1 protein-coding gene is annotated in these 207 nt (G+C 42.0%); it reads right to left on the bottom strand.

All coding sequences use genetic code 11. The annotated features are described in order from the left end of the window. A partial coding sequence (locus ETB99_RS14850) for a VTT domain-containing protein (RefSeq protein ID WP_171700953.1) occupies positions 1–207 on the bottom strand: 207 nt, incomplete at both ends.

Here is a 207-nt window from a genome sequence, read left to right as displayed (position 1 = left end):
CCCTTCTGCCTCAAGCAAACGTTTCACTTTCGGATAGGAAAACCATTTCGTTTCCGAAAGTTTATGAAATCCTTTTCGATATAAAACGAAAGAAACAATCGCCCCAACAGCTTCCCCTACAAACGATAAAAAGGTGCCTTTCCAAAAACCGAATACCGCCAAGTTAGCTGCAGTGAGAAATACGCTCGGTACAACGCCTAAAATACT

Origin of the sequence: Anoxybacillus sp. CHMUD, from assembly GCF_013096965.1 — a bacterium.
Classification (GTDB): Bacteria; Bacillota; Bacilli; order Bacillales; family Anoxybacillaceae; genus Anoxybacillus; species Anoxybacillus kestanbolensis_A.
This window is presented reverse-complemented; position numbering and strand designations above follow the sequence as displayed.